Below are 25,081 nucleotides of genomic sequence, written 5' to 3'. Positions count from 1 at the left end.
ATGAAGGGCTTCACTAAGCAGAAAGGAGTGGCTGGAATCATATTTGTTTCGTTTCTCCCTATATTAATCATCACTTTCTCATTTTCTGTCGGTTACACACAACGTTTACTTGCGCACTCAAAAATCGAAGAAGCGGCTGAAGTAGCAAGTCTTGCTTTGATCGCAAGCCCTGGTAAAGACAATAAAGACGACCAGGACTATGCGCAGAGAATTGTTGATTTATACATTACTGACAACATCAGCGATATCGAGATCAGCGTATCCACCAAAAAGTGTGAATACAAAGATGGCTGTGTTCAACGGAATAATGAGCTATCACCATTTGCTGACTTCACTGTTGTCGCGACTGCGGAGCATGACTCGTGGATCTCACACAACGAAATTGGTGTAGAACCCAAGTTCAAGGTCTCTGGTGACTCGATTACGAGAAAATACCTACCTCAGCCCGTTGATATCTACTTCATATTGGATACCAGTCAATCGATGAGTAACCCATGGTATGGTGAAAGAAACAAGACTCAAATGCAGGTCGTAAAAGATACGATTACCAGAGTCGTTAAAGAGTTGGAGAACTTCAAAACCGGTCCGGATAAGAAAAGTCGAGTTGCGCTTTTAACTTATAACGCCTACAACGCAAAGTTCGATAAAGGCGCTGGTCGAGTGAAGTTATACGATTATGCAAGTGAGTTTTCTCACACTGAAGCATCATTTCAAAGCATTGTTGATAAAATGTTTGAAGAGAATGTTGATGCACAAAAAGTCTACCATGCTAACTATTATAATCAGGCACGAGATATTCCATTAACAGTCGATTATCAGGACTTTATCAATATATTGAATTCCAACAAGGTAATGCCTGCAAGAGGGGGCGGTACCGACTCTTGGTTAGGCTTAATTGCTGCGGCGAAAGAGGCGGACAAAGTTAAGAAAGAAGATCGAAACCCGGAGCAGGTATTTATCTTTCTCTCTGATGGTGCAGATACAGATGTACGATTTCCTGATGAGATCCAAAGAAGTCGTGCGTATAGAAGTAAATACGACGTAGTTACAAAACGTTACGAAGACGCGTATGGAAATGTTCAATATCAGCAGGTTTATGACAAATTCTTAAAGTCATTAGTGAGTGAGCATGGTTTGTGTGAAAGCCTTAAGAAAAGAATATCTAGTAAAGAAAATAAGTTTCAAAGTGAACATGCGAAGCTAGAGGGTGAAAAAACCAAGGTCACCATGGGCGTAATAGGTGTTAACTACAACGTACAAAAAGATGATGGTTTCGGTGAGTGCGTTGGTGAGAAAAACATTTATCATGCTAAAAATGGTAAAGACGTTTACAAATATATATTAAATCTGATTAACGAAGAAACAGGACGATTAAAAGATTAAAATGAAAAAGTTAATACCATTTGCGATTATTTTTACTTCAAATGTCGCGCTCGCTAATTGTATCAACCAAAGTGAAAACTATGTTACTTCAAAAGTTTTGAAAAGCTCTGATACAAAAATTACTCAGGTGGATGGAAAACTCGCATCAGTAATTAATGAGGATCTTTCCATTGTGCAAGATGAAAAAATTGAAAAGGTTGAAGCTACAAACGCCACGGAAAGTTGCACATTTGATAAGAACTCAATGTCGTTAGTTCTACACTATGATACTAATGAGCACTATCTAACAAACGTACATAAACAAGCTATATCAAAGTATTTAGAACTGGTTAACGAAGACAAACGTATTCTCGTTGAAGGGCACACGGATGATGTCGGAAGCCAGGCTTACAACAAAAGTTTATCCCTTCGACGTGCAAGCACTGCCTCAAAGTATTTAAAGAAAGATCTGGGGCTTGGCAACAGAATTGTGGAAAAGGCCTTTGGGGAGTCTGTGCCTATATGTAAGGTGAACGAGAATAAGCTGTCAGGCTGTAACCGTCGAGTTGTATTAACTATAGAGTAATGAGCAATCCACTATTTGCTGTTGTAATTTTAATATTCATGTGCTCAATCTTATGTGGTATTTAAAAGCTTAGTTTTTACTAAGCTTTTATTTTTGTGAATATTATTTCTGTAATGTATAAATTAGTTGTCTCAATCAATGAAATGTAAACATATTTTCGTGTCGATATTTTTGTTTTTTGGTAACGCTTACCATTCCTATGCTGAAGTAGAAAAACCAGCGATGAGCGCCCAACTAGAGGAGTATGTATATAACCCTCGTATACTCAAAGATGTTTCTGACACTTTATTAGGCATCGACTTAAATAAAAATAATATCAGAGATGATGTCGATAAAGTCGTTAACCACCTAGAAGTAACAGAAGCTGATAAAGAGTTTATGTTACGTTATATCCAATACGCGACAAGTATATTAAGTTATGATTTCGCAAAAGATAGGTTAGAAAATCCGCTGATTGCTAGCGAACTCTACAAAGAACTCAATTATATAAATAGCTGCTATAAAGAGTCAGGTGTTGATGGTAAAGATTTATATGATTCAATAAATGCATTAAACGTATTGATGTTTAATACAGACGCTAGAATCATTGCCTATCTACATTATGAAAAGTACTTGGATATTAGAAATACATACGAGTTGCTAAGCTATGATTGTAAAAACAAAAAATATCATCAAGTTTAATCGCGATATCTTTGCCATTTAAAAAGCTCTGTTATTTAAAAACGAATTTAGCCACCATTACTTTTGTTCTGTCTATACAATTATTATCAGTACACGAGGTAAAGCCGCTAGATAACCGCGCCTAGCTTACCGATACAACTGTATGGTTCTTGGCATCGGGAACAAGCAAAGAGCTAAGATTTGTAAAATGGTTTTAGCGTTTCTTTGATGTTGTTTCGAATACGCTTGTGGTGCAGGTTGTTTTTTTCTCTTTTGTGATAAATGAAATGGTAGGTGACAAGGTTTGACTCAATGGGCAAGTCAATCACTTGTAAGTCTAGTTGTTCCTTCCATTTCATTGCAAAAGACTGGGGGATTATCGCGATATTGTCACTCTCAATCACATTTAACACGACGCCAGAAAGAGAAGATGCCACGGTTTCGACTTGTACGTTATTTAGGTATTGGTTGTGATTGGTCGTTTGGCTCACAGCCCATTCATCAGTCAGCACGCAGTGTTTCTCTTTAAAAAACTGCTTGGTATTGATTTGTCCATTTATTCTCGGATGTGTTTTGCGGCATACGACGACATTTGACTCTTCGTGAATCACCTCATTGACCAGCGTAGAATCATCAGACTTGATTGAATCAATGACTAACGCAATTTTCTGCTGATGAAGCAGTTCCAGTAACAGGTTTTTTGTCGCGGCAGCTTCGTGAACAGAAACGTTGTTAATCGACGATAAACTACCCGAAAATACCTCTGAGCAGTAAACCTTAAATTGAGGCGAAATGGACAATGCATTCTCTACCATACACAGTGCTTGCCTTAGTTTGGGGAGCAAGTTCTGCCCTCTAGAAGTCAGGGAAATTGAACGTCCTACCTTGGTGAAGAGTTGGTATTCAATTAGTGCTTCCAAGCGCCTAATGGAAGCACTTACTGCTGGTTGCGTCACGCCAAGGTGCTCAGCCGCTTTGGTGTATGATTGATATTCTGCAGCAATTAAAAATGTTTGGATTAAGTTTAAATCCAGTTTTTTATTAGTCATCAAAGTTATGGTCTGTTGTTATTTTAATATTGATTGCTTAATCAATATACCTCTAAAACAAAGAACAATTAACTTCGTTGATGTTATACAGAATATATCAAATATTAATATCTCACCGGTAAATGAAACGTTACCATTGAGAAGAATCGAAAGGCTTTAAAAAACAACTAATTATCGTTAATGGATGAAAGTGTGCTTTCAATTATTGGAATCAGCCATTTATAAATAGGACTATTGCGATGGCGATAGTGCATGTATAGGTAAATATCTTGAGACTCGCCTTTGAAGGAGGCTTTTAGTTGTGGAGAGAGTGACAAACTTTTGAGTCCGGAAAGATGCTTTCTTGAAAGAAACGCAGATGTGGGGAATAGAGCATCTGTCTCCGAAATCACTTCTAATAGAGACAAAATGGAACTGGACCTAAAAGCGGTTTCGGTTTCAATGTTTTCACGCTCTGCCCAGCACTCAATAAGCGTTCTGTTCTCATTCCAATCTGGGACGATGGCAGTGACAATTGGGTATAGACTTAAGTCATTACAATCGATCGCTTGATCTGATAAAGGGTGTGCATCTCTCGCTAATATCTGAAATTCATCGGTGGCAAGGTGCTTGGTTTGTAGTTCTTTTGGGACATTGTTTAGAGGGTAGTTGATTCCCAAATCTAACTCACCATTAATCAGTTTACTAATGGTATTTGAGCTCCAACTTTCTGTTTCTATTGTGATATTAGGAGCGATATCTAATAACTTTAAATGCAATTTAGCAGGGAAGGAGACGCCAAAAAATCCATTAATTGCGATTTTTATATTCGCGGAACTGCTTTCTGGCGAAAATTCATCAAGCTCTAAAATGAGATTCGATAAATCATCCATTATTTTAGGTAAGCTATCGGATAAAAGTTGTCCTTTGTCCGTAGGCTTTAATCCATACCTCGTTCGCACAAATAGTGGGTCGTTAAAATGCTCACGTAGACGTGCCATCGCCCGGCTGACAGCAGGTTGAGTGATGTTGAGCCTCTTGGCTGCCGCGACTGTTTTCTTCTCTTCCGATACTACTCTAAAAATCTTTAGCAGATTCAAATCTAAATTATGTAACGGCTTTTTGTTTTTATCTTTATTTTTCATTCGATTACGTTCTGGTGGTGTAAGGCGTATCCGTGTTTGCATAAATTAACTTATACCAAAATTGGTATATTACCAATAATAAATGGTCAATTTATCTCCTTATCTATGAACCTTATGATGATGGTGGGTTTGAGATATGAACAAAGAATAATCGGTTCAACATTAACCTAGTCTTGAAAAGACTTGTTCTCATTTGAGCAACACCATCTAATAAGATAAGGATTACTTCCATATGAAAAAGCGCATTTTAGCAGTAGCAGTGACGAGTATGCTTCTGTCTGCCTCTGTCTTTGCACAAGAAACGGTGGTTCCAAGCCGCGTGGGTGATTTGAAATTTGAATCAGATTTTCCGACACAAGAAACAATGAAAAACATGTTGAATGAAATGGATTTTCAGCGTGCAACCCAAGCTTATCTTTGGGGAATCCCTGCCTCAAGTATTATGGAATGGCTGAACGTTAGCCGTAATGGTTTTAAATTTGAAGAAGGTCAAATGGGTTTCTTCAATACCCTTAAGCAAAAACAAGGCATTATTACCGCCAACTTCACAACGCCTTATGTTATCGGTACGTGGAACCTAGAAAAGACAGGCCCGCTAATTATTAACCTTCCTGAAGCTAAGATGGCGGGCATGATGCTTGATGTCCATCAGCGCGTACTGTCTGATTTGAGCTTATTGGGCCCAGATAAAGGTAAAGGTGGCAAATACTTGATTGTGCCACCGGGTGAAAAATACAAAGATCTAAATCCAAAAGGCTATTACGTAATTAGACCGAAGACCAATGTTGTATATGGTGGCATCCGTATTCTTGAACCGGATGTTGATCGCGTAGTGAAACAAGTGGTGCCAAACATCACAACGCAACCATACGCCGATGGCAAACTAGGTCGTAAAATCCCGGTTGCTCAAGTGCCGGAAATTGATTGGACGCATATTCCAAAAGATGGCTTGGAATACTGGAAGACCATCCATCAAATCATCCAAGAAAACCCAGTGGAAGAACGCGATCGTTTTGTTATGGCTCAGCTGAAGTTCTTAGGTATCGAGAAGGGTAAACCGTTTAACCCAACAGAAGAGCAAAAGAAAATTCTGCTTGAAGCAAGTAAAGTTGGCCGAGCAATGGCGCAATCAAATGATTACACCAAGCGTTTTACACAGCCGTACTGGAAAGGCACGAATTGGAAAGATGCCATCAGTGTGTCACTTGATCAACGAAGCGAAAACTACGATGAACTTGATGAGCGTGCGGCTTGGTTCTACGAAGCGATCACGGTTTCTCGCGGTATGAAGAGTACGATTCCAGGCTTTGGTCAGCGTTACTTAGTAACGTATCAAGATAGTGATGGTAACTGGCTTTCAGGTGAACATACCTACAAACTGCATGTTCCAGCGAATGTCCCTGCATCAAACTTCTGGTCGACGACGGTTTACGATGAAAACAATCGTCTGATGATCATCAACGATGCAGGCTCACCAGACATTTCTTCTCGTAAGAATTTAAAAGTTAATTCTGACGGTTCGATTGACGTTTACTACGGTCCAAAGCCAGTGAAAGGTTATGAGAACAACTGGGTACAAACGAACCCAGGAGAAGGTTGGTTTACGTATTTCCGCTTCTACGGCCCAACAGAGCAAATGTTCGATAAGAGCTGGACGATGGGTGATATCGAACTCGTCAAATAGAACATTGGTATCAATATAGGGAAACACACGTCTCCCTGAGTTATAACACGGCACCTCAAAACTGAGATTGCCTGTGGCAAAACTAAGCTCGGCTGCAGGACTGTTTTACCTGTGGCTGAGCTTTTTACTAAATAAACAAGACTTATCAACTGGCTAAGTCTTGAGAATAATCTGATGGCGCGTTTTCCAACTTTCCAGTTGTTTATTGGCTGAAACACAGAACATTTACTGTTGAGATATTGAACGCAAATATCGTGTAGTCAAAGGTGGAATATCTTGTCAGAATGTCCTTACTTATTTTTAATTAATCAATTAAAAACATATAGTTAATTGTCATTTCGCTAAAGTTCGAAATTTGACTTTTTTGCTGATCAATTTAGTCTGGCTTTCCAATTAGAGGAAGCATTTATGTTCAGCATTCTAAGAAAAATAATCATACTTACCGCAACCGTAACCAGTCTTGCGGTTTCCTTTAATGCGCTTGCGAAAGAAAATACAAAAGACAGCATCGTAGTCGGCGTTATCACACAAAACGACTCTTCAAATTCCGTTGTAGACAGTGTCGGTCCATTTTACGGCATCAACCTCGATTATCTCTCTAACATCGCGAAGGTTCTTGGGCTCAACCTAGAACTGCGCGCTTATCAACACATTCCGCCGTTGCTTAACGATGTTGAAAACGGTGTGATTGATGGCGCTGTGGGTTTTAGCAAAACGCCAGAAAGAGAGAAGCGTTTTCTGTTCTCGAAACCCTTTTTCTCCAGCACCATCGCAGCTTGGTATCGCGATGCTAGCTATAAAGATCGTGATATTCGCGATATCAAATGGGTGTGTGTGGAAGGTAGCGTGTACTGCGACAATCTAACCTCGCAGGGCATCGACAACATTATCTATGTGAAAACGCGTTTAGAAGCCTTTGATGACGTTCGACGCGGCAAAGCCAACGCGTTGATTTACACCTATGTGGGTATTACCGAATACCTTGATGCTAATGATATTGTGAAAGGAATTGTCGATATTCCGAATTGGCTGCAAGAAGAGGAGGTGAGTTTTATCGCCTCACTAGACAACCAGAAACTGATCGACAACATCGACAAAATTCTTGAATGGGAGCAGAGCGGTAAAAACATTCGTTCGGTGGCATCAAAAAACCCGTATCACATCAACGACAAGTTGCTGGTGGCATACCGTCGTAATCATAAAAGTAACTTAACGATCACGTACAGCAGCAGTGATGAAGCGTATCCATTTCTTTATCGAGATTCGCACACGGGTAAGCTGGACGGATTCTTCCCAGACTTTATCGACTTAATTCAGTCGCGTACGGGTTTGGCCTTTAGCTATGTGAAACCGACGTCGAGTCTTTCTAATGGGTTGACGGCGTTTGATGCCGATATTGTCCCGGTATCTTATGTGGGCCCAGTCCCTAAGTCAGACTGGCTGATCACTAAACCATTCATGCACAGCAATTACGTTTCTATCCAAGCAGAAGAGAGCGAGCGCGACAAGTCATCGCCAGAAAAAGCGGGCATTCTACTGAGTTTAAAGAAACAAGGGTTGGTGCACTTAGGTGTGTGGCAACAGGATCGTTTTGACCGTTATGACGATTTAAAACAGCTGCTTGCGGATTTGAAATCAGGCGTTTTGGACGTGGCTTACATTCCTGATGACGTTGTTCATAGCATGATTGCGCAAGATCAGGTCGATGGTTTGGTGATCAATGAGCAAGACGTTCTGACGTTCTCGAATGCGTTTGCAGTTGCAAAACACAATACGCAGCTCCAACACATGCTCAACAGCATCATCGAAACCATTGACTCAAATGAGATAGAAAAACTTCTGCGCTCGCACCGAAGCTTCAACCTAGTTTATGGCTACGACGATGAGCAAATGGCAAAATTTTTCTTGGCAGGTGCGGTCGCTTTTTCTCTGATGTTTGCTGCCGCGTATTTCATTCTTGCGCACCTACGTTTAAAGGTGAAATTAGCTGAGCTGAATGCCAATAATGAAGAAGCGGAAAAACAATGGCTGATGGGCATCATTCAAGAAATTAACAGCTTGGTGTTTATTCACGGTGAAGATAACCAGTTGGAAATGAGCAACTGTGCCAACTACAAGAGCAAGCAATGCCAAGAGTGTAAGCTGAAAAGCTGCTTGACTAATGCGCCTCTCGTGAATAACTCGGATGAATTGGCCACTGTAATTGGCGGACAACGCATCTCGGAAGAGGTCGCGTCTGCGGGGTGCGAACTCGGTATTAAACATGTGTATCGAGAGCGTAAAACCATCGCGTCTCCAAGCGGGAAGAAGAAGTTTGTGCTAACGGTGATTCAAGACATTACTCAGCAAAAAGAGCGTGAGCAGGCGTTAATCGATGCGCAAAAAGAAGCACAAACTGCAGTGCGCGCCCGTGAAAACTTTTTAGCGACCATGAGTCACGAGTTAAGAACCCCATTATCGGCGGCGCACGGCATCCTCGATTTGCTGAATCGCCAAGTGACGGCTGATTCAAATCGCGAGTTGATCGCTCAGGCCATGCGATCACTCAATCATTTGAATGTGCTAGTAGACGAAGTGTTGGATTACTCAAAGCTGGAAGCAGGGCAGTTAACCGTTGCTCCCGCTAAAACCGACTTACTCAAAACCTTGTGCGATGTGTTTAGAAGCTTCGAGCCAAGAGCGCTTGCGAAAGGTTTGGATTACAAAGTTACGATCAAGCCGTTTTCGGATGCGTTCATTGAAATCGATGCACTGAGATTAGTGCAAATCACCACCAATCTGCTCTCAAATGCCGTGAAATTCACAGCAGAAGGCGAGATCGGAATCAGTGTCATCCTGCACGAAAAGCAGCTTATTTTGAAAGTTGCAGATACGGGCATCGGTATGACGGATGGCCAACTCGAAGGCATTCTCAACCCGTTTGTTCAAGCGGATGACAGCATTACGCGCAAATATGGCGGCACAGGGTTAGGGCTGAGCATCGTTGACCGATTGATCGAGTGTATGGGCGGCGTGCTCTGCATCGATTCACAATTCGGTTTGGGTACGACGATCACCGTCAAATTGCCAATTGAGCGTTGTGATTCAGAACCAGAAGTGCGTTTGAACTGGACTTACAGCGAGGCATTGCCACTCAGCATTCGTCAGTGGTGTGACGCATGGAAAATGCAGCCAGCAACACTGGCAAGAAGCATGGCGAACCTTTACGCCGCACAAGACAACGAAGCGGGCTTTGATGGTGTGATGCTGCGCGATGATCGAGAAATTCTCGGTAGTCTCACGTTGCGAGAGCTTCAATACCCAGATGCGCTGTTCAACTTGCTTAGCCAAACGCAGCAAGAGACCAAATTGGACGAGCTTAAGTCCGAAGAAGTTTCGTGGATTCTCGGAACGGTATTAGTTGCCGAAGATAACCCAATCAACCAAAGCGTGATTTCAATGCAGCTGCGTGAGCTTGGTATCGAACCTGTGATTGTGAATAACGGTCGTGAGGCTTGGGAGTACATCAACCAAGATGAAAACGTCGTGTTGCTGCTGACCGATTTTCACATGCCAGAAATGGATGGCTATGAATTGATCAAACATGTGAGGGCGTCTGGTTTCAAATCGCTGCCAATCATCGGTGTGACGGCAGAGGATGCTCGCCTTGCTAGCGAGCGCACACAAGACATCGGTATTGATGATGTACTTTACAAGCCTTACGACCTCAACAAATTGAAAACCGTTTTGGTGCCATTTATTGGCAAGAAAGAAAAGACCCGATTACCGGATTGGATTAAGCGTTTTAAAACGCAAGACGCAAAAGAAATTGCGCGTGTGTTTAGCCAATCTATGGCAACGGATATTGAAAACCTACAAGCAGCCTCGACTGAGCGAGATAAAAAACGGGTTATCCACGGCATCAAAGGTGCAGTTGGGGCAATTGGAATCAGCATGCTGACTGAGCTTTGCATTGAGGCAGAGCGAGTCACCGCGACAGAGTTTGACAGGCGAGCCGCGGAGCTAATTTTACGAATCGAGCAGGAGATCGACAATATAGACTATTGGGCAGAGATGAATGAATACACAGCTTAATGTGATGGTGATTGATGACCATCCACTACAAACCACAATACTTACGCAGATATTGAATCGCTATTGCGCGCAAGTAACGTCCTTCAACGGTGTCGATGATGCGATTCAATGTGCGCAACGTCAGCATTTTGATGTGATTTTTTGCGATATCCAGATGCCAGGAAAAGACGGCATCGACATGATGGAAATGCTCGATCAGATTCAATACCAAGGACAAGTTGTGTTAGTCAGTGCGATGGAGCTGACCATCATCTCTGCGGTGCGTGCCATGTGCGAAGGGTTTAGCTTTGAGGTGTTAGGGAAGCTGCCTAAGCCGTATGACGAAAACCAAGTGGTTGAACTGCTGAGCCTAATGAAAGGTGAAAAAACCAAAAAGGCGACGTTTATTCAACCCATTGAAGTGCAGGATCAAGAGTTCTTATTCGCGTTGGGTGAAGGGCGAGTGAAAAACTATTACCAACCGCTGGTGGATGCGCAAAGTGGAGAGGTTCTTGGGTATGAAGCGCTCGCGCGTTGGAGTCATCCGATTTATGGCGTGTTGTCACCTTACCACTTTCTGCCGATTGTTGAACGTTGTCATCTCTCTGCCGAGTTGTTCCAAGCCGTCTTGAATAACGCGATTTATGACATCAAGCATCGGGGTTTGACGCAAAAAGTATCCATCAATGTTGATCATGAAAACTTGGAAGATCCGGAATTTTCACATCGCTTTTTGCAGCAATGCCTTGAGAACGAGATTGAACCCTCTCAAATCACCATTGAAATTACAGAGCGCGACACGTTCCAAACCAGTGCATCTCTGTACAAGAACTTACTCAAGCTAAGAATGAACGGCGTCACTGTCTCAATTGATGACTTTGGCACTGGCTCATCGACGTTTGAAAAACTGGCTCAACTGCCGTTCAACGAGCTAAAAATAGATCGCTCGTTTGTGCAAGGCGTCGAGTGCGATATGAAAAAACGCAACATCGTTGTCGCCATCTGTGCGCTGGCGAAAAGTTTGAACATACGGCTCGTCGCGGAAGGAATTGAAGATGAAGTCACGCTTCAAGTGATGCGTGAATACGGAATTGATCTTTGCCAAGGTTTCTACATCGACAAACCCATGCCTTTAGAAGCAATAACCATACTGAATGAAAGATATGAATAAAATGAATTGTTTGATCTTTGATGATCACCCTCTAGTTTGCGTTGCAATCAAATCCTTACTGAAAGAGCTGGGGATGACCAATGAAGTGTTTACCGCAACGTCTGCTAAGTCTGCATTTAAGACATTAAAAGAGAGCAACATTGAACTGCTGATTTTGGATGTGAACTTGGCCGATTGCGACGGCTTTGATTTCTACAAACGCATCAAATCCCACGGTTATGAAGGCAAGGTCATTTTCTTCTCGGCGGAAACTAGCCAAATGTACAGTCAAATGGCGTTTCGATCTGGCGCAGATGGTTATGTGTGCAAATCGGAAAATCACGACATTCTGAAAGACGCTATCGAAGCGGTGGTGAAGGGCTATACCTTCTTTAAATTTAAGCAAGTCGCGAACGAAGTAAGAGAAATGCCGCAACTTTCGAGCAGAGAAAGTGCCGTGATGAAGTATTTGCTGCAAGGCAAGTCCAATCGAGATATCGCGTCTGTGTTGTCGATTAGCGATAAAACCGTCAGCACTTATAAACGCCGCGTACTGGATAAATTTAACGTAAAGAACATTGTCGAGCTAACAAGAGTAGCGGGGACCTAAGGAGACACCATGACATTTAAAAGCATCGCGCTGTCTTTCTTTGTGGCGACGTTACTGTTTGCGACTTCAACAATGATGATAGGCGCTGTGTTGATTTCTTATGAAGTAAAGCAGTTCAACACCTACGCAAATAACCTAGCCAAAATAAAGCAAAAAGTCATTTTAATGGGGCTGCTGACGGAAGCGAAGCTCGAACAATACAAAGGCTTGAGCGTGGATGAAGTGGAAGCTCAAACTGAGTTCAGCTTCCAAGACGCGATTTACTCGCTGTCACCGTACGAAAAGCTGAATTACGTTGAAGCCGTCGCGCGCAAATCGCTGCATCAAGCCGAAGCGTATTTATCGAATGCGTTTAATCGACAAAATGCCATTATGTACTTTCGCTCTTATACTGGGAGCAAGTTGATTTTAGAGCGACCAATCAAAGCGTTAGAAGGTGTGAAGGCCACATTCGATGTCGATTGGTGCAAGAGCAACTACTCTTGCGTTCTGGCTGCGTGGAAAGAACAACTGACTGATCGCGTGTTGTTTTCTCTGCCGTTTAAAACCACCTACTCGGATGACATGGCAATAAGCATCATGAGCCCGGTTTATTTCCAAGGTGAGTTAGTCGGCGAGTTTTCGGAACAGCTCTATCTTTCATCACTTTATAACGAAGGGAAAGCCGTCGACGTACAGATCTCCAATGGCAACAAGCAAATGGTGATCTATTTTTCGGGTTATCCGTGGCCATCGTTCGCGTACACCCAATCTTTTGTGGCAGACAACAACAACTTGATTGTCTACATGTACCCGTTCAGTAAAGTGATGGTGGATTACAGCTTTCTGTTTGTTATTTTCTTTTTGGCAACCTTGGCGTATTACAACAAAGCGCATGAATCCAAAGAGAGCAAACTTCGTCTGGCGACGGCACTGACGAATGTGACAAAAGACGATTTAACTGGGTTACTTAACCGCAGGGTCTTTAAAGATAGCGAATTCAAACGCCGCTTGAAAACGGCCCCTTATTCCGTCATTGCCATTGATGGCGACAGGATCAAGCGAATCAATGATCGCTATGGTCATCACGTTGGGGATGAGGTTATCGAGATCATTGCCGATGCGATGCGTAAAGTGTTCAGAACCAGCGATTATCTCGTCCGAACAGGGGGCGATGAGTTTATCGCAATCTTGCCGGGGTGCAGCATCAGTCAGTCTTCGATGTTGGCGAAAAAGTTACGTAGCGTTGTCAAAGACAACCGACTTAAAACGTTAGACATTGAAGTCAGCGTAAGCACTGGCGTTGCGGCAAACGAATCACACGAATCACTGCAAGATGTTATCGTTCGAGCGGATGAAGATCTCTATGAGATGAAAAAACGCAGACAACAATCACAGTAAGTAATAGTTTTATTGATAAAAATGCCAAGTGATTGGACATAACCATGACATAACTGTTTGATTAATTTGACCAAACAGAAAGAGTGGTCTTTTATATTAGAGCAGCCAGCAAACAATGGCTGCTCTAATTATTTTCTGACCTTACATCTGGTGTCGCGTGTGAACAAAGATCTCGACTTAAACCTACTCAAAATTCTTGTCTTATTGGATAAGCATCGCCAACTCAAGCCCGTTGCAAAAGCGATGGGGAAAAGTGAAGCGTCCATCAGTAAATACCTTGCCCGATTACGACTTCAGCTTAACGATGAGCTGTTTATCCGACATCCTCACCACATGGAGCCGACGGACTATTTAAAGCGTCAACTGCCTAAAATTGCCGACGCGTTGGAAAAGCTTGAAACCTGCTTAATTAGTGGCGAGTTTGAGCCAGAAAACTACGAAAAAGACATCACAGTCTGTTTACCGCAAACCGCTCAATACTCATTCGGTCACTTGCTCGCAATGGATTTGATGGAGCTGTTCCCTAAAGCACACATTTCAGTGGCCACCATTACTGAGTACACGGTTGAAGAGATCATCCTAGGCAAGGTGGATGCGCAGCTTCATTACTTTAACGATGACTTACCGAAATCTGTCCATCAGAAATTCATTGGTTATGCACCCGCAGTGGTTGTGGTTCCGGAAGAGTTGGGGATTACAACTCTTGAAGAAGCTGCGCAATTACCATTCATCATGTTAGAAATCATCGGCTGGAAAGAGAAAGAGCAGCTTGCCAAGCGCGCAATGGAGAGTCACGGTATGGTGATCAACCGAATTGCAGCGTTAGATAATGTCAGCAGCGTGTTGAAGCTAATTAAGCAAAAGAGTGCGGCAACGGTGTTACTTGAGTATCAAGCGCCAATAGAAGGGTACAACTTTATACGAGTACCGGAATCTTACTACCCGAATGGTTGGCCCAAGATTGTGGTGCAAATGAAGCAAAGTCACCGGCATGATGCAATGCACCAGCTGTTAACTGGCGCTATTGCAAAATACATGAGTGCTTAATTCTCAGTGCTTAGCGGCAAAACTGAATGTTTTCTGACTGAGGGATAGTATGCAGCAGCTCAATCAATGAGTCTGCGTGGTACTTCTTCAAGATACGTGTTTTGTAAGTACTGATCGTTTTAGCGCTCAGTGAAAGCTGCTCAGAAATCTTCTTATTTGAGTAGCCTTGCGCTAAGTAATGGAACACCATAGCTTCGCGGTTTGATAGCGTCACATCACCCGATGATGGCGTGTGAGTCGACTTAAACATCGAGTAACCGCGAGACACACTCACAATCGCATCGGCGATAGTTTCTCTTGCTTCATTCTTGTTTAAGAAGCCGTTAGCGCCCATTTCGTAAGCGGCTTTAGAAAGGCTAGAGTAGTCACGTGAAGAGACAAACAACAGTCGTCCACGATAGCCCGTCGCTAAAATGTTTTTGGCTAAACGCATACCATCTCGGTCGCCAAGCACTACGTCTAATATAATCAAATCAATCCTTTGACTTCGAACGAGCTCCATTACTTCCGCACTGTCAGTGGTTTGGATTACTTCAGCTGTGTTGATTGCATTTTCAACAAGAGAAGCAAGCGCTTCGCTGTACAATGGCTGGTCGTCGATAATAAGAACGTTATTCAAAGTGAACCTCATCTAATATTTCAACTAGTACGCTGTCAGGCAACAGCTCGATTGGATGAGTAGGATTGTAGGAAAAACCTTGCTGAGAGGAAGGAAAATGACTCTTTCCAAAAATGAAAATCAGTGTCTTATTTTTTGGAATGTTGGCAGCAGCCATTGAAACACTTAACGATGAGAAAATTGTGTAAAAACACGCTCTGACAGAAAACTAACAAACAGAAAACGTTAATTCATCCATTGCTGACCGTGATGTTCTGTTTCGCATATTGATACATGTTGTTGTATTTAATGGATTGTAATTCTCGGTTATCACACAAGTTTCGTATTACGCGGTCACAATGCTCGAGCTTACGATAAATTGCGTATTCGCCGCGATACTCAAATGGGCGAAGTGAGGCTAACCTCACAATCGCTAAACAGATTTTCTTGGAGTGAGGAAGAAGGTCGTGCAGTTGAAAGTAGCGATCAAAGTGCGGCGTGATTGAGGAGGTTGAAATCGACTTCTGAGCGGTAATTTGTCTTCGGATTTGCTCGATTTTGGTCTGCGATTCTTGTAAGCGCACTTCCAGGCTTTTGAGCATGTGCACTTGACTTCGGAAAATACTTGGATGTTGCGCCTCGGCAATGGCTCGGCGAGCACGTGGCAACATCGATTTCATTTCACTTAAAAATGAACAACGTTCGAGCAGTACGCACAGATGGTAAAGATCATAGAAGTGCGACAGTTGATTGCTGGCTAGTACCGCTCTGACTTGAGAAATAGCGGCTTTTAAATCACCACGAATCAGCGAGATGTGCGCGTCAATCAATGCAAATTGGGCTTTGAATTGCGAGTTCTTCTCTATTTCACCAATCAGTGGGTTTAATCCAAACAGAAGGTTTTCAAAGCATTGATTTGAAGGTGCATTGAGCGCTCGGTATAAGTGGCAGCGCACAAAATTCAGTTTGGTGAAGATGCCACCTCGGAAGGTATTTTCGTTCTTTTCGTAGTAGCGCTTAATGTAAGTGACCGCGTCATCGTAAGATTCGCTGGCTAAAGAGAGGTTGGTGATCACCAGTTCACGCTCAGAACCAGCATCCAACAACATGGCCGATTGCTTAAGGTGTTTGATCGCTTTAGGAATGTCTTCACTCAGCACCGCCATGTTAGACATTTCATCGTGATAGTAGGGGTTCTCTTTTTTACTGCTCAAGCTTTCCAGAACTTCTTGTGCTTTCTCTAAGTCATCGGTCTCGATTAGCGTGTTGGCGAGTGCAGTTTTAATCCAGTCAAAATTGTCTTCTTTGAGTAACTTTTCGTATTCGCTACGGGCGCTAGAAAACTGTTTGTTTTGCACCATTGCATGCGCACGGTAACGTCTGATCAGTTTTGAATATTCGGGATGAAAGGGAAGAAGGGTATCGGTGGCTTCAATCACGCCTTCAAAGTTCATCTCACGCAGTTTTTCGTAAATCGGTAGTAGCACGCTTCTGCGCTTCATGGCTGACAGCAGTCGGTTGCGAAAAAATGTGTGATTAAACGGTTTTAGCAAGTAGTCATCAGGGTCGCAGTCCACTATTGAACGTACGATCTTGTGATCATTTTCTCCGGTCAAAAAAACGAAAGTTGTATGTGCAGGCAGAATTTGCGCGTGCTTTAACTCTTCTAACAACTGAAAGCCATTGAGCTGGGTTTGAAAGTTGTAGTCACAAATCACCAAATCAAAATGCATTTGCTTACAAAGATTGATGACCTCAAAAGGTTTATAAGCGTAATAGATGTCACTTAAATCGAGTTGTCGAAGTATCGCGGTCACGCTACTCGTAACCAGTCTGGAATCGTCAGCGACCAGAACTTTACACAGATTACGGTCAAAACTCATGGGTCAATCCTTGTGCAGTCAAAGCGTGTAATAAAATTCAATGCAGCGGAAGCTTAAATGTTTCTCTTGAGGTTTTTTTGAGGGAAGAGAATCGCTTTATGTATGTTGAGTAACCCAATGATGGACGTCATTCACGCTTAGCTCTAGATCGGTGATGAGTTTCTCTAACGCCGTTTGATAAAGGGGGGAATCAGATCGGCCCAATTGTTCGGTCAATAAAGCGGATTGATGAATATGCTCCAAGCCTATTTGTGCGAGCCCGCCTTTAATCTTGTGCACGGTCTGGAGTAAATGTTTTGGTTCGTGTAGATGCGCTTTTAACGCTTCGAGATCTTCTGTCATGGTTTCCAGATACACCTTTGCCATGTGGTGTTGCATATCGGCTGGAAAGTGAGTTAACCATTGAGTATGTAGAGAAGAGTCTGAATTCATATAAGTAGAGCATCGTTTGTTATTGATTAAGAACAGATAAATAGTTATTAATTTTAAGAAACGGGTCAAGTATAGGACTGTTTTTAAACTAATTCTAAATTATTGATATATAATGTTTTGTTGTAGTTGTGAGGCTTTTCCTACATCAAAATAGGAAGCCAATAAGGGAGAGGTTGCTGCACTACACTCGATAGCTACGTTTCAAATTTCTTCATGTTAGAAATGAGTGGCATTTTATTGCTATCTTCTGAGTTGTAACTTCGCTTGTGGCATAAAGCATTCGCTCAAATTATTCCTAAACTTTTCAGTGTTATGGCCGCTATAGAACCTAACGAAGGCGGGAGAGTGTAATCTCTACCGAAGTCTTGTTCAAAATTGAGACATATTTTCACTGTTTGAGATGGAAGTGTGCAGTAATCGTCCTTTTGAAGGTTTACAAACACAGTCGTAAAGACTAAAAAGGACGCTTGGATTTTTTGCCGTAGGAAGAAGTTCTTTACGGTATTGCATCAAGCCTTTTCTTGACGCGTTTTTTGGATATTGGGTCTATGAGTAACGTAACCAGCACCATTTTGACTGAAAGTGGTACCAATGAGCTCGAAATTATTGAGTTTCACCTAGAAAAACAATTGCCAGACGGCAGCACCAAAACCTGTTATTACGGTATTAACGTTGCCAAAGTACGTGAAGTGATTCGCGTGCCAGAGACGACAGATTATCCGAACGCGCAACCTCATATGATTGGTGTGTTCTCATCTCGCGATGTCCTAACGCCTTTAGTCGATTTGGCTGGTTGGTTAGGTGTCCCTACGCGACAAGACCTTGAGCGCAAGTTTGTTATCGTTACCGATTTCAACAAGATGACCAATGGCTTCCTAATCGACAGCATTTCACGTATTCACCGTATTTCATGGAATGATGTGGAATCGCCAAGTCAGTTTTTAGAAGCCGGTGAGCAGGATTGTGTTGTGGCGGTCGTTCGCAAAGATGGCAACCTGATTATGATCCTCGACTTTGAAAAGATCATTGCAGACATTAACCCTGAGCTGAGTATGGAAAAATACGACGTGAAAGTGGATAAATCTGTTGATTTGAACCAGCGCATGGTTGGTAAGCGTAACGCGAAAACCATCATGGTTGTGGACGATTCCGCGTTCATCCGTTCTCTGATTCAAGATACCTTGGCGTCGTCAGGTTACAACGTTATCACCTGTAAAGATGGTGGTGAAGCGCATGAGAAATTGATGAGCTTGATTGAGGTTGCGAAAGAAGAACAGCTACCAGTGCGAGAACTGCTGGATGCGGTTGTGACGGACGTAGAAATGCCTCGAATGGATGGCATGCACTTAGTGAAAAGGTTGCGTGAAACCGAAGCATTCCGCCAAATGCCAATCATCATGTTCTCGTCACTAATGAGTGAAGATAACCGAGCAAAAGCACTGTCGCTTGGCGCTAATGACACCATTACCAAGCCAGAAATTGGTCGTATGGTGAATATGATGGATAAATACGTATTCGCTTAATTTGCGTATCGCTCATCAAGCACAGAGTTAAAAGTAATAAGGCTGCCGATTGGCAGCCTTATTTGGTTATGGGCAAGGAAGAATTTCTAATTTATAGCTTTCGTTTGGTGACATTGGTGGCCCATACAAGATGCCACATTGGGTCAGACTCGCACGGGTTTCATCTGCAGCAGCGATAACCATTTCTCGTGTTGTCGACCCCTCAGGGTGATGAAATGTTTTCTAGTCTGAGCCTTCTTCATTTAACCCTTGTACGAGCAGCTTTAGTGATTCGGAATCTGAATCAGGGTAACCATATAAGAACACACAACGCTTTGAACCACCGATATTACAGCCGTCAAATGGCAAATCTGCCATCAAGCCACTGTCTACGAAGTTTGAAACGTACGACTTGCTCTCTAATCCGGCGATGGCCATTTTTCCATATCCAATCCCCAACGCCGACTCAATGGCACCTTTCATACCTTCTAAGCGGGCTTCGCGAGCATCGTTTTGTAAGTTTAAAAAACGTGGTGCGGCGGTGACAGCAAGAATGCCGAGTATCACAATCACCACTACTAACTCAATTAGAGTAAATCCAGTCTGTTTTTTCATATTATTTTCACAGCAAGTTAAAGGTAAAAAAGTAAATAACTGTACGCTTTTTTGTTGTGGAAATAAGTACAGTATTGATAAAAGGGTCAGCATTATAGAGCGATGCAAAATAAAGCGCTAGAGCTCGACATCAATCATTTTGATGATTTTATCAACGGCATATGTGTTGGTTTGGTGTACAGTGTATTCAGTTTTCTGTAAGAAAAGCCTTACGTTGGTAGTGAGGTTAGCGAAAATGAATGTTGTCTAAAAACAGACAAATAGATTGTCTTTTCATGGTCATTGAGGAATGCTACGCAAGGTGGGGTTAGGCAACTATCTCGAAATGCGATAAGTCTAGCGCCCTTATTGATCATCTGAATATAAGAACAATCTAGATGGAATTTGATTCGGTTAACTTGCTTGCGATGGGACTGATTTTTCTCGGTTCTTTTGTCCAAACTGCGATTGGTTTTGGCTTAGCCATTGTGGCCGCGCCATTGCTCATTCTATGGGCGCCCGAATATGTGCCTGCACCTATCTGTTTGGTCGCGTTGTTTATTTCGATCATGAATGCGCTGAAACACCGCAGTAGCGTCGAAATCGGTGGTTTAAAAATGGCATTGATTGGCCGAGTTCCCGGCTCTATTGCTGGTGGCTTCATGCTGTTCTTTGTCTCCACTCAAGCACTGACGTTGTGGATTGGTTTACTCGTTCTGTTCGCGGTTATCGTCAGTGTGCTTCCGTTTCGTATTGAACCAACACCTCAGCGTATGACGTTAGCTGGATTTTTCTCCGGTTTGTTTGGTACCAGCTCGGCAATCGGTGGCCCTCCGATGGCATTGCTATTGCAGCATCAAGAAGCGAATCAGTTACGCGGTAACTTATCGGCATTTTTCGTATTCAGTTCTATCATCTCTTTGGTGGTTCAAATCCCAGCGGGCTTCTTTACGTTGCATCATCTTGTGATTACGATTCCGTTACTACCAGCTGCCGGGCTTGGGTATTGGCTTGCGATGAAAACGACGCAATCGCTGCCGAAAGAAAAGATTCGTTTTGGTGCGTTACTGCTGTGTTTTGTGAGTGGCTTTACGGCAGTCGTACAAGGGCTGAACCTGTAACAATTAGGCGCGATGATAATCACTTTACAAACGCCTTTTGCGCTATAAAATCGCGTCACTTTTTCTTCATCTCAATGAGCAATAGCCTATGAATCATCGTCACTACGGCAATTTTATGGCTGCGTTATCCTTCGTTATTTGGGGATTACTGCCGGTTTACTACCGTTTTCTTCCTAATGCTGCAATGGATGAGTTGCTGGCATGGCGCATTATTGGCTCGGTACCCGTAGGGATTCTTATCGTCTACGCGGTGACTCGCCATTGGCCAAATTGGTCACAGGTGTGGCGAGATAAAAAGTCTCTTTGGTATACCTTTGTGGCAAGTAGCCTAATGTGTATTTCTTGGAGTGCATTTACGTGGGCGTTGACTCACCATCGAGTGATTGATGCAAGCTTGGGCTTTTTCATCGGGCCACTTGTGTCTGTCGCTTTAGGTGTATTTGTTTTGGGAGACAAGCTTTCTAAGGGGCAATTAATTGCAATATTACTCGCAACTTGTGGCGTGTTATACCAAGTGTTTCAATACGGGCAGCTACCGTTTGTTGCCTTAACAATGGGGCTTTTCTTTGCGCTTTATGGACTCTACAAAAAGAAAATCAACTATGATTGGAGCACAACATTGTTTATTGAAGCGCTTGTTCTTGCGCCTTTTGCGTTGGGATATTTGCTGTTCAAACAATGGACGACAGGCGAGCTTGCTTCTTCCGTTGATACGACAACCTTATTGCTTTACTTCGGCAGCGCGCCAATCACGATTCTGCCTTTGATCTTCTACTCAATCGCGATTCGTATTACAAACTTATCGACGGTTGGTTTGATGCAATACATAGAGCCGAGCTTGCAGTTTATTCTTGCTGTCGTGTTCTTTGGGGAGCTATTCGATGACGTTAAAGCGGTTACGTTTGCCTTTATCTGGGTGGGTTTGTTGCTCACGATCTTCGAAGGCGTTGCGAAAGGAATAAAGCGCAAAAAGTTGGCTAATCATTCGGTGTAGGTTGAATCCGGTTTAAACCAAGTTTGGGCCAAACCACGTTCGTTTTAGTTCATCGTGCATCCAAGTAAAACCAAACATAAAAGCGCTCAGTCGAGCGCTTTTTTTATCACTGAAATTCAAGTTATGAATAGCGATGTTTTTCATTATTCGGCATCTTGAAGTTACTTAGGTATAGTGAATAGGTATCTGAATAGAAAGGACTCAACATGATCACTGCACTTTATGCCAGTATTCTGGCTCTACTTTTAGTTTGGTTAGCGTTTCAAGTCATCAAACAAAGGCGCCTTAACAAGGTTGCGTACGCAGATGGCGGCGTAGAAGCACTGCAAATTGCCCGCAGCGCACAAAGTAACGCAAGCGAATACATACCCATTACGCTAATTCTTATGGCGTTGTTAGAGTTTAACGGCGCAGCACCCATTTGGATTCATCTTACCGGTATTATCTTTGTAATTGGCCGCATCATTCATGCCAGAGGTATCCTACAAGAGAGTTTTAAAGGAAGAGTGAAGGGCATGCAGCTGACGTTTCTCGTGATTGTGTCTCTTGTGGTTTTGAATATGTTCTACTTCCCTTACGGAAAATTGTGGTAAGTCTAATAAGTTCCTACAGCGCGAATCTATTTGCGAATTGCTAAATCGAGTTTGCAAATTGCAATGAAAACTGTGAGCAAATAGTCGCTATTGATGAAGTTTTAATGAAATTGATTAAATATCAGCCTGTTTCTGTGCGCTTTAAAGTTGGCACGCCTCATGCTTTAGTACTATTGACCCTTTCTAAGCCGAGGGTCACCTAGCCAACTGACGTTGTTAGTGAACCCAATTGTTCACAAGTATATACAGCCAATCACACACCTTGTGGTTGGCTTTTTTTTATCTTCAGGTTTCCTATCTCTACACGCTATTAGGGTGTTTGCCTTATCGAATAAAACCAACAAGTGTGATAACTTGCGCGCGGTTTAAATGTAATTGGTTGTATTAATGAAGAAAACAATACGTGTAGTAGGTGTGGCATCTTTACTGTGCTGTCAGTCGGTTAATGCGATGAGCGAAAAAGACTGGGACGTTCTAACGGATATTGGCACTTACGGTTTAGTGGCAACCGCTGCAGCTGTGCCAGCTTATAAAGGCGATTGGGAAGGGTTCTGGCAAGCAGGATTGAGCATTGGCACTGCTTCTGGTGTTGGTTTGATTGGTAAAAAGACCATCGATGCAGAACGCCCAGATAAAAGTGACAACGACAGCTTTCCATCCAACCACACTGCAAACGCATTTGCTTCTGCTACCAACCTTTACTTGCGTTATGGATGGGAAGCCGGACTTCCTGCATACAGCATGGCAGCGTTAGTGGGTGTCGGCCGTGTTGAAGCCAAGAAACACTACTGGCGAGACGTGTTGGCAGGCGCGGCTTTAGGCACGTTGAGTGCTTATATTTTTACTGATGCGTATGACGAAAATGTACTGCTTGTACCTTGGGTGACCAGCGAGGATGCGGGTATCTCTATCACTTATCGTTGGTAAGGATATGAGTTAGATATATGAATCGAATGAAAAAAGCCTCGGAAATGTCCGAGGCTTTGTTGTTTATGAAGTTACTTAGAACTGCGCTTTAATCCAGATCATGCGGTGGTCAGATGAAACATCTTTACCATTACCGTATTTGCCGATGCGCGAATCGTTAAACAGTTTACGACCTTCTTCATAAGATGCAGACCAGTAAACGCCGGAATCAACCACGTTTAAGTTTGCAGAAGGCAAGGCGTAGTCTACACCTAAACCAAATGTTGAAGTTATACGGTTCGGGTATGGGTGAGTTGAGCTCTTTTCAACGGCGTGTTCAGCTGCGCCAAAGCTTGTTGGGTACAGGTTGCCGTTCATCACGTCTTGGTTAACCAGCGGATCACTATGCAGATCTTGCATGACAGAGCTAATACCATCGCCAGCAACTGGATCGAGGTTTTGATCGCCCATCATGACGAATTTAGCACCGCTCGCCAAGCCACCTTGTTTACCTGCATCGTCGTAGAAAAATTCTTTTCCTTGGATGTAATGGTGCCAAAATTCCACTTCCGCTGCGTTTTGCGCTTGGTTTTTACCTGGATCGAAAACTGGTGGTGTAGGGTGCGACATCAGAAGATGAACAACCTCATTACCATTGCTGGTCGGGATGATAATTGGTGCATCTACGTGGTTTTTAGAAGAGAGGCGTACTTGAGCCCATTCCTCTGCAGAGTACCACTCATCGCCACACTTCATGTTGTCTGGAATTTTTTGTGAGCCGTCACAGATAGTAATGGTTGGGATTTTCGCGCCTTCTAAATCTTTCCATTTAAACTCTTGGAAGGTTCGTGTATTTGCCGTATCAATTTTGTACTTAGACATTAGGGCAAAGGCGTATTGGCCGTGGTACATGCCAAAGCCCCATGCATCCCCCGGCATTTGGCCGGCAGTGCCGTTGTTGTCGAGGTCAAAATCGCTCAACAAACCTGTGTTGGTAGAGTAAGACTCTGCATAAGGGTATTCGATAGGTTCGAGGTTTGCTTCTCCGCCCGCGCCATCGAGACTTTGTGCAACAGACAGGTAGTTCTTTTGGAAGCCTTCAAGGGCTGCTTTGTCTTCGCCTGTTCCGTCGTTGTTGTATTCCGCCATCATCAGTACATCAGGGCGATTCTTTTGAATGATCGCAGCAACGTTGCGAATTTGAATGACCTTTTCCGCAGTGGTTTTATCTTCAGCTGCGATGGATCCGTCTAAATAGGCTGTAACCAATGCAGCTTGCTGCGCTGGTTCAATTTGCATTTCATTTACTAAAGCTTCGAAGGTCGCGCGGTCAAAAGAGAGGTTGTAGGTGGCAATCTTTACTTCAGTTGGCTGAACGTTTACGTATTTCGTGTCGTCGTCATTGCAGCCAGTCAGTAAAGCGGCACCGATAAGGAGAGCGAGAGAAGTTTTAATTGTTTTCATGGGTACGTCATACCTTATAATTGATTCGGGCAAATATTAATAACATCAGTAATATTTGTAAGCGATATGAGTCACACAAACGTTTGCATAATTACATATACAATCAATTTTTGTGTGATTTGTGCAATAAATGCGACAGTTTCAACATCAAAAGGTTATATGCAAATTGTTAAAGGCATGTGTCGAAAGCGTTGAATCGCCATAAACTCATCCATAAGGTCTATAAATTCCTATGCTAGACTCAATGAACAGAATAAGATCAATAAGCCTAACGTCCTGTTAAGGGATT

General features: G+C 42.9%; 21 protein-coding genes and 1 pseudogene. 14 read left to right on the top strand and 8 right to left on the bottom strand.

The features are described 5' to 3' along the window. The 3 genes from BIW15_RS22060 (at window position 1) to BIW15_RS22050 (ending at window position 2,629) form a co-directional block, all read left to right on the top strand. Window positions 1–1,383, top strand: coding sequence for a VWA domain-containing protein (locus tag BIW15_RS22060; protein WP_023584907.1), 1,383 nt, complete (start codon window positions 1–3; stop codon window positions 1,381–1,383). 1 nt (window position 1,384) lies between these two features. Beyond that, a complete protein-coding gene (locus BIW15_RS22055; RefSeq protein WP_045602676.1) occupies window positions 1,385–1,948 on the top strand; it encodes an OmpA family protein in 564 nt (187 codons plus the stop codon). Between the two features lie 222 nt (window positions 1,949–2,170). After that, on the top strand, window positions 2,171–2,629 hold the full coding sequence (locus BIW15_RS22050; protein WP_015313138.1) for a hypothetical protein: 459 nt from the start codon (window positions 2,171–2,173) through the stop codon (window positions 2,627–2,629). 173 nt (window positions 2,630–2,802) lie between these two features. Here the strand turns inward: BIW15_RS22050 and BIW15_RS22045 are convergent, their stop codons facing one another. Both BIW15_RS22045 and BIW15_RS22040 read right to left on the bottom strand, forming a co-directional pair. Next, window positions 2,803–3,657, bottom strand: coding sequence for a LysR family transcriptional regulator (locus BIW15_RS22045; RefSeq protein ID WP_077281620.1), 855 nt, complete (start codon window positions 3,655–3,657; stop codon window positions 2,803–2,805). Between the two features lie 167 nt (window positions 3,658–3,824). Then, complete coding sequence (locus BIW15_RS22040; protein WP_024702895.1) at window positions 3,825–4,823, bottom strand: LysR family transcriptional regulator; 999 nt, start codon at window positions 4,821–4,823, stop codon at window positions 3,825–3,827. A gap of 190 nt (window positions 4,824–5,013) precedes the next feature. Here BIW15_RS22040 and BIW15_RS22035 point away from each other — a divergent pair, with 190 nt between their 5' ends. From BIW15_RS22035 to BIW15_RS22010, 6 genes are all read left to right on the top strand, one after another. Further along, window positions 5,014–6,465, top strand: coding sequence for a DUF1254 domain-containing protein (locus BIW15_RS22035; protein WP_077281619.1), 1,452 nt, complete (start codon window positions 5,014–5,016; stop codon window positions 6,463–6,465). Window positions 6,466–6,873: 408 nt separating this feature from the next. Next, entirely contained in the window at window positions 6,874–10,539 is a 3,666-nt protein-coding gene (locus tag BIW15_RS22030) for an ATP-binding protein (RefSeq protein WP_077281618.1), read from the top strand. Next, window positions 10,523–11,689, top strand: a complete 1,167-nt coding sequence (locus BIW15_RS22025) for an EAL domain-containing protein (RefSeq protein ID WP_005454249.1) — start codon at window positions 10,523–10,525, stop codon at window positions 11,687–11,689. The genes BIW15_RS22030 and BIW15_RS22025 overlap by 17 nt, the downstream gene beginning before the upstream one ends. Next, on the top strand, window positions 11,682–12,278 hold the full coding sequence (locus tag BIW15_RS22020; protein WP_005481323.1) for a response regulator transcription factor: 597 nt from the start codon (window positions 11,682–11,684) through the stop codon (window positions 12,276–12,278). The genes BIW15_RS22025 and BIW15_RS22020 overlap by 8 nt, the downstream gene beginning before the upstream one ends. A 9-nt stretch (window positions 12,279–12,287) precedes the next feature. Continuing rightward, entirely contained in the window at window positions 12,288–13,658 is a 1,371-nt protein-coding gene (locus BIW15_RS22015) for a GGDEF domain-containing protein (RefSeq protein WP_005486479.1), read from the top strand. A gap of 159 nt (window positions 13,659–13,817) precedes the next feature. Then, on the top strand, window positions 13,818–14,705 hold the full coding sequence (locus BIW15_RS22010; protein ID WP_005486496.1) for a LysR family transcriptional regulator: 888 nt from the start codon (window positions 13,818–13,820) through the stop codon (window positions 14,703–14,705). A gap of 10 nt (window positions 14,706–14,715) precedes the next feature. Here the strand turns inward: BIW15_RS22010 and BIW15_RS22005 are convergent, their stop codons facing one another. From BIW15_RS22005 to BIW15_RS21990, 4 genes are all read right to left on the bottom strand, one after another. Continuing rightward, entirely contained in the window at window positions 14,716–15,324 is a 609-nt protein-coding gene (locus BIW15_RS22005; protein WP_005454317.1) for a response regulator transcription factor, read from the bottom strand. After that, window positions 15,317–15,481: a hypothetical protein gene (locus BIW15_RS22000; protein WP_005454149.1), complete on the bottom strand. Its 165-nt coding sequence runs from the start codon at window positions 15,479–15,481 to the stop codon at window positions 15,317–15,319. The genes BIW15_RS22005 and BIW15_RS22000 overlap by 8 nt, the downstream gene beginning before the upstream one ends. 73 nt (window positions 15,482–15,554) lie before the next feature. After that, on the bottom strand, window positions 15,555–17,186 hold the full coding sequence (locus tag BIW15_RS21995; protein WP_077281617.1) for a response regulator: 1,632 nt from the start codon (window positions 17,184–17,186) through the stop codon (window positions 15,555–15,557). Window positions 17,187–17,282: 96 nt separating this feature from the next. Next, window positions 17,283–17,618 (bottom strand): Hpt domain-containing protein, encoded by a 336-nt coding sequence (locus BIW15_RS21990; protein ID WP_225868831.1) that lies wholly within the window; start codon window positions 17,616–17,618, stop codon window positions 17,283–17,285. Between the two features lie 548 nt (window positions 17,619–18,166). Here BIW15_RS21990 and BIW15_RS21985 point away from each other — a divergent pair. Continuing rightward, window positions 18,167–19,141 (top strand): chemotaxis protein CheV, encoded by a 975-nt coding sequence (locus BIW15_RS21985; RefSeq protein WP_005481272.1) that lies wholly within the window; start codon window positions 18,167–18,169, stop codon window positions 19,139–19,141. A gap of 66 nt (window positions 19,142–19,207) precedes the next feature. On the opposite strand, the pseudogene BIW15_RS21980 reads toward BIW15_RS21985, so the two are convergent. After that, a pseudogene (locus BIW15_RS21980) lies at window positions 19,208–19,735 on the bottom strand (type II secretion system protein). Between the two features lie 377 nt (window positions 19,736–20,112). Here BIW15_RS21980 and BIW15_RS21975 point away from each other — a divergent pair. From BIW15_RS21975 to BIW15_RS21960, 4 genes are all read left to right on the top strand, one after another. Then, window positions 20,113–20,835: a sulfite exporter TauE/SafE family protein gene (locus tag BIW15_RS21975; RefSeq protein WP_005486597.1), complete on the top strand. Its 723-nt coding sequence runs from the start codon at window positions 20,113–20,115 to the stop codon at window positions 20,833–20,835. Between the two features lie 88 nt (window positions 20,836–20,923). After that, a complete protein-coding gene (gene rarD, locus BIW15_RS21970) occupies window positions 20,924–21,829 on the top strand; it encodes an EamA family transporter RarD (RefSeq protein ID WP_005454324.1) in 906 nt (301 codons plus the stop codon). A 206-nt stretch (window positions 21,830–22,035) separates the two neighbouring features. Then, entirely contained in the window at window positions 22,036–22,422 is a 387-nt protein-coding gene (locus tag BIW15_RS21965; protein ID WP_005454090.1) for an MAPEG family protein, read from the top strand. 387 nt (window positions 22,423–22,809) lie between these two features. Then, window positions 22,810–23,349 carry a phosphatase PAP2 family protein gene (locus tag BIW15_RS21960; RefSeq protein WP_025628663.1) on the top strand — a complete coding sequence of 180 codons (540 nt, stop codon included), beginning with the start codon at window positions 22,810–22,812 and terminating at the stop codon, window positions 23,347–23,349. A 75-nt stretch (window positions 23,350–23,424) separates the two neighbouring features. Here the strand turns inward: BIW15_RS21960 and BIW15_RS21955 are convergent, their stop codons facing one another. Next, complete coding sequence (locus BIW15_RS21955) at window positions 23,425–24,792, bottom strand: endonuclease/exonuclease/phosphatase family protein (RefSeq protein WP_025518808.1); 1,368 nt, start codon at window positions 24,790–24,792, stop codon at window positions 23,425–23,427. Between the last annotated feature and the right edge of the window lie 289 nt (window positions 24,793–25,081).

This window comes from Vibrio sp. SALL6 (assembly GCF_002002385.1).
Classification (GTDB): domain Bacteria; phylum Pseudomonadota; class Gammaproteobacteria; order Enterobacterales; family Vibrionaceae; genus Vibrio; species Vibrio parahaemolyticus.
The sequence above is the reverse complement of the archived record's forward strand: the minus strand, read 5'-3'. Positions and strand labels throughout refer to the sequence as shown.

What these genes read in the sequence shown, in the direction of transcription:
- BIW15_RS21955 (WP_025518808.1), bottom strand. Translation starts at nt 24,792, where the DNA reads ATGAAAACAATTAAAACTTCTCTCGCTCTCCTTATCGGTGCCGCTTTA.
- BIW15_RS21995 (WP_077281617.1), bottom strand. Translation starts at nt 17,186, where the DNA reads ATGAGTTTTGACCGTAATCTGTGTAAAGTTCTGGTCGCTGACGATTCC.
- BIW15_RS21990 (WP_225868831.1), bottom strand. Translation starts at nt 17,618, where the DNA reads ATGAATTCAGACTCTTCTCTACATACTCAATGGTTAACTCACTTTCCA.
- BIW15_RS21985 (WP_005481272.1), top strand. Translation starts at nt 18,167, where the DNA reads ATGAGTAACGTAACCAGCACCATTTTGACTGAAAGTGGTACCAATGAG.
- BIW15_RS21965 (WP_005454090.1), top strand. Translation starts at nt 22,036, where the DNA reads ATGATCACTGCACTTTATGCCAGTATTCTGGCTCTACTTTTAGTTTGG.
- BIW15_RS22000 (WP_005454149.1), bottom strand. Translation starts at nt 15,481, where the DNA reads ATGGCTGCTGCCAACATTCCAAAAAATAAGACACTGATTTTCATTTTT.
- BIW15_RS22025 (WP_005454249.1), top strand. Translation starts at nt 10,523, where the DNA reads ATGAATACACAGCTTAATGTGATGGTGATTGATGACCATCCACTACAA.
- BIW15_RS22040 (WP_024702895.1), bottom strand. Translation starts at nt 4,823, where the DNA reads ATGCAAACACGGATACGCCTTACACCACCAGAACGTAATCGAATGAAA.
- BIW15_RS22015 (WP_005486479.1), top strand. Translation starts at nt 12,288, where the DNA reads ATGACATTTAAAAGCATCGCGCTGTCTTTCTTTGTGGCGACGTTACTG.
- BIW15_RS22055 (WP_045602676.1), top strand. Translation starts at nt 1,385, where the DNA reads ATGAAAAAGTTAATACCATTTGCGATTATTTTTACTTCAAATGTCGCG.
- BIW15_RS22050 (WP_015313138.1), top strand. Translation starts at nt 2,171, where the DNA reads ATGAGCGCCCAACTAGAGGAGTATGTATATAACCCTCGTATACTCAAA.
- BIW15_RS22060 (WP_023584907.1), top strand. Translation starts at nt 1, where the DNA reads ATGAAGGGCTTCACTAAGCAGAAAGGAGTGGCTGGAATCATATTTGTT.
- BIW15_RS22020 (WP_005481323.1), top strand. Translation starts at nt 11,682, where the DNA reads ATGAATAAAATGAATTGTTTGATCTTTGATGATCACCCTCTAGTTTGC.
- BIW15_RS22030 (WP_077281618.1), top strand. Translation starts at nt 6,874, where the DNA reads ATGTTCAGCATTCTAAGAAAAATAATCATACTTACCGCAACCGTAACC.
- rarD (WP_005454324.1), top strand. Translation starts at nt 20,924, where the DNA reads ATGAATCATCGTCACTACGGCAATTTTATGGCTGCGTTATCCTTCGTT.
- BIW15_RS22035 (WP_077281619.1), top strand. Translation starts at nt 5,014, where the DNA reads ATGAAAAAGCGCATTTTAGCAGTAGCAGTGACGAGTATGCTTCTGTCT.
- BIW15_RS21960 (WP_025628663.1), top strand. Translation starts at nt 22,810, where the DNA reads ATGAAGAAAACAATACGTGTAGTAGGTGTGGCATCTTTACTGTGCTGT.
- BIW15_RS22045 (WP_077281620.1), bottom strand. Translation starts at nt 3,657, where the DNA reads ATGACTAATAAAAAACTGGATTTAAACTTAATCCAAACATTTTTAATT.
- BIW15_RS21975 (WP_005486597.1), top strand. Translation starts at nt 20,113, where the DNA reads ATGGAATTTGATTCGGTTAACTTGCTTGCGATGGGACTGATTTTTCTC.